At 60.4% G+C, this 3,092-nt stretch carries 5 protein-coding genes and 1 pseudogene; all 6 read right to left on the bottom strand.

The features are described from left to right. A pseudogene (locus V6C16_RS10295) lies at positions 1-303 on the bottom strand (hypothetical protein); the annotation flags it as partial. A 43-nt stretch (positions 304-346) separates the two neighbouring features. Continuing rightward, positions 347-745: an ExbD/TolR family protein gene (locus tag V6C16_RS10290; protein WP_333534492.1), complete on the bottom strand. Its 399-nt coding sequence runs from the start codon at positions 743-745 to the stop codon at positions 347-349. Positions 746-879: 134 nt separating this feature from the next. Further along, on the bottom strand, positions 880-1,566 hold the full coding sequence (locus V6C16_RS10285) for a MotA/TolQ/ExbB proton channel family protein (protein ID WP_333543146.1): 687 nt from the start codon (positions 1,564-1,566) through the stop codon (positions 880-882). Positions 1,567-1,582: 16 nt separating this feature from the next. After that, positions 1,583-2,131, bottom strand: coding sequence for a flavodoxin family protein (locus tag V6C16_RS10280; protein WP_333535771.1), 549 nt, complete (start codon positions 2,129-2,131; stop codon positions 1,583-1,585). Continuing rightward, entirely contained in the window at positions 2,131-2,667 is a 537-nt protein-coding gene (gene hutX, locus V6C16_RS10275; RefSeq protein WP_333535769.1) for a heme utilization cystosolic carrier protein HutX, read from the bottom strand. The genes V6C16_RS10280 and hutX overlap by 1 nt, the downstream gene beginning before the upstream one ends. Before the next feature lie 12 nt (positions 2,668-2,679). Continuing rightward, positions 2,680-3,092: ATP-binding cassette domain-containing protein (locus tag V6C16_RS10270; RefSeq protein WP_333543145.1), on the bottom strand; the 413-nt coding region annotated here is incomplete at its 5' end.

The following is a 3,092-nucleotide window of genomic DNA, read 5'->3' as shown; positions in this document are numbered from 1 at the left end:
GGGGGGCTTGCGGGGAGCGGGTTTTTCCGCCACAGGCGGCTGTGGCTTTTCCACAGGCTTTTTCTGAACGGGGTTCGGCGGTTCGGGGGGCGTTTCTGCCACGGGAGGAACCGGTGCGGTAAATGGGGATTCCTCGGCCAGCAGGCGTTTTTCCTGTTTGGGGACAGGCTGCTCATGCCGTATCTGCATGTCGGCAAAGCGCATGGACATGGCAATGGACCCGGCAGCGGCCGCCGGAAGCGCCATGCCCGGCGGGCGGACAGATGCCAGCAGCAGGGCAGCGGTCACAAACATGCAGGACATGAGGCTTACGGCATAGTTGCGGCTGCGCTTTTGCGCGGCGGTGTCACAGTGCCTGGTCCGGCGCGGATGACTGGGTGCTGATAACAAAGCGTCCCCCTCTCTTGGTCTTGGCCTGATCAACCACGTTGACAAAGGCGTCAAATGGGGCCTTTTCGTCCACGTGCAGATTCAGCAGTGCGCCGGGCATGGTATCCAGCACTGCGGGCAGGTCGTCTTTGCTGATTTCCCTGCCTTCATGGTGCATGGTGCCGTCTTTCTTGATGGCAATGACAAGTTCCCGGCCATGCGCCGCGTCCGGCGCGCCTTCTTCAGCTTTGGGCAGTACGATGTCCAGTACGGGCTTGCTGAACGAGGCGGTAAGAATGAAAAAAACCAGCAGCATAAAAACCACATCGATGAGTGGCGTGAGGTCAATGGTGGCCTCTTCGTCCAGATCAAACATGGCTCCTCCTTAGAGCATTTGACACTTGAAATGCTCATTTACGGCAGGCAAAAGCCTGCCTGCGCGCATTCCGTGGCAAGGATTTTCCTGAAAATCCTTGCAGAGCAGTTAACGCATTTCATTTGTAAACAGCTCTAGGCGGGCTCTTTTTCCGCGTTGACCGGGCATGTTCCGGCCTGATCCGGTCTGGCGCGGCCGGCTGGCGCGGCAGCTCCAAAGGCAGGGCGGGCCGCGCCCTGGCAAAGCTCAAGCGCCCGGTAACTGTGTTCCACCGCCTCAATGTGAAAGCCCTTGAACTTGAGCAGCAGAAAGTAGTAGAAAATCAGCATGGGAATAGCCACGCACAGGCCCATGACCGTGGTTATGAGCGCTTCCCATATGCCGCCGGCCAGTTGGGCAGGATCGGGCGCGGCCTTGGCGGCGATGGTCTGAAACACGCCCACCATGCCGAGAACTGTGCCGAGCAGGCCCAGAAGCGGAGCGATCATGGCGATAAGGCGCAGCCAGCAAAGGCTTTTGGTGACCTGCTCGAAATTGCGGTGGAACAGATAGGCCACCTCGGCGCGGATATCCTGCGAATGGCCGCTATGGGTCTTGACCACGTCACGGATAATGGCGATCAGGGGATTGTCGCTGCTGTTATTGCGCAGGCAGCGGCTTTCGCCCGTATTTTCCAGATCAAGAAAGCCGTGCTGGAAGTTTTTCCAGACAAGGGCAAGGTAGAAGAAGGTGCGCAGGGCGATGTACAGCCCGGCAGCGCCCACGACTACAAGCGCGCAGCCCGAAGGGCCGATGGCTGAATAGATTGAGGCCAGGGTCACGGTATGCTTCCTTACCTTATATGTTTTCCTGAACAGGTGCGGCGCACTGCATGTCGCGGAGGGTGCGGGCAAAGGCTGCGAATGTTTCACGAGCCATGCGGCAGTCCTCGGCATCGGGGTGCTTGGCGGCTTCTTCAAGCCGCGCGCGCCGTTCTTCGGTCATAGGGTGCGCGTCTCCGGCCATTTTCTGCATCATTGCCACTATGGCGGGGTCCACACGCCCCTGACAGAGAAATGTTCCCAGCACACGATTGTTCCGTTCGGGTCCATCAAGCAGGGCCTCGCCCTGTACCTTGCACTGGGCGGCGTGATCGGAGTGGGGCCATGCGCCCAAAGTGCCGAACAGGGCCACGTTGCAGCCCCTGATGCGCTCCATGTACTTTTGGGCTTCGGCATCGGGCAGGCCCTTATCCACCCAGTAGCCAACGGCAACGAGGTCAAAACCCCCGGGATCTGGAGCGTCTTCCACGGGGTGCAGGCTGCAGCCGGGCAGGGCTTCGGCCACGGCCTGGGCCACCTTGCGGGTATTGCCGGTACGGGAGGAATAAACGACAAGGCTTTTCATTAGATATTCTCCTTGCCGAAGGCTTCGCGCAGGGCGAAAAAGCCTTCGCGGGCTTCAGGCATAAGCTTTTTGTTTTCGCGGCCCACATAGACGGAGAACAGCACCGCTCCCGCCGTGTCAAAGAACTGCACACTGTGGCTTTCCAGCCCCATGAAGGGCAATGAAAGAAAACAGATGTGCGCTGCTTCTTCACTGCATATGTGCCCGCCCAGCGACTGACCGGGCGCAAGGTTGAAATAGCCGCCGCCGTGTTTGCCGGAGGGAATGCGCCCCTTGATTTCAACAACGCTGCGGCCGTGACGCATGATAAAGGTCGCGCCGGGCCACTGGGTAAGTCCGTCCCATACGGCGTCAAAATCCGCTCCCGTGGCAAAGGCCCGCATGGCCGGGGGCAGGGCTTCGGCAGCGCGCAGCTCGCTTACCGCGCATTGGCGGGCGATGGTATCGAGCATTACCATCTTTTTTTCAGCAAGCATTTTTTCCACTTGCTGCTGCAGGTTTTCCGTCTGACAGGGGGTTGCGGGGCTGGTGGTCATGGCAATTCTCCTTTATGCCGCCGGGGTGGCGGTGTTGCGGGTATGAGCTTCTTCCGGCCGGGCTGGCTGGTTCAGTGCTTCCGTCTCTGCCAGCCCTGCCGGCAGCCCGTCTTCATCGGCCCTGGTCAGGGGCAGACGAAGGGCATGGCGGCCCAGAAGGGCAAGAAGCTCAAGGTCGTGGGTGATAAGCAGGACGCAGCGGCCTTCTTTGGTCTGGTCTTCAAGGGCCTGGGCAAGGCGGGTCATGTTCAGGCCGTCCAGACCGCTTGTGGGCTCGTCCAGAATGAGCAGGCCGGGTTTTTTCGCCAGGGCGCAGGCAATGACAAGCCGCTGTTTTTCGCCTCCCGACAGGGACTGCGGGTGGCGCAGGGCCAGGTCCTGCAAGCCGAACGCGGTCAGCAGGGCCGTGGCCTCTCCGGTGTCGC

The sequence above is a fragment of the Desulfovibrio sp. 1188_IL3213 genome, assembly GCF_036763145.1.
In the GTDB taxonomy this organism is placed as follows: domain Bacteria; phylum Desulfobacterota; class Desulfovibrionia; order Desulfovibrionales; family Desulfovibrionaceae; genus Desulfovibrio.
This window is presented reverse-complemented; position numbering and strand designations above follow the sequence as displayed.

What these genes read in the sequence shown, in the direction of transcription:
- V6C16_RS10290 (WP_333534492.1), bottom strand. Translation starts at nt 745, where the DNA reads ATGTTTGATCTGGACGAAGAGGCCACCATTGACCTCACGCCACTCATC.
- V6C16_RS10280 (WP_333535771.1), bottom strand. Translation starts at nt 2,131, where the DNA reads ATGAAAAGCCTTGTCGTTTATTCCTCCCGTACCGGCAATACCCGCAAG.
- hutX (WP_333535769.1), bottom strand. Translation starts at nt 2,667, where the DNA reads ATGACCACCAGCCCCGCAACCCCCTGTCAGACGGAAAACCTGCAGCAG.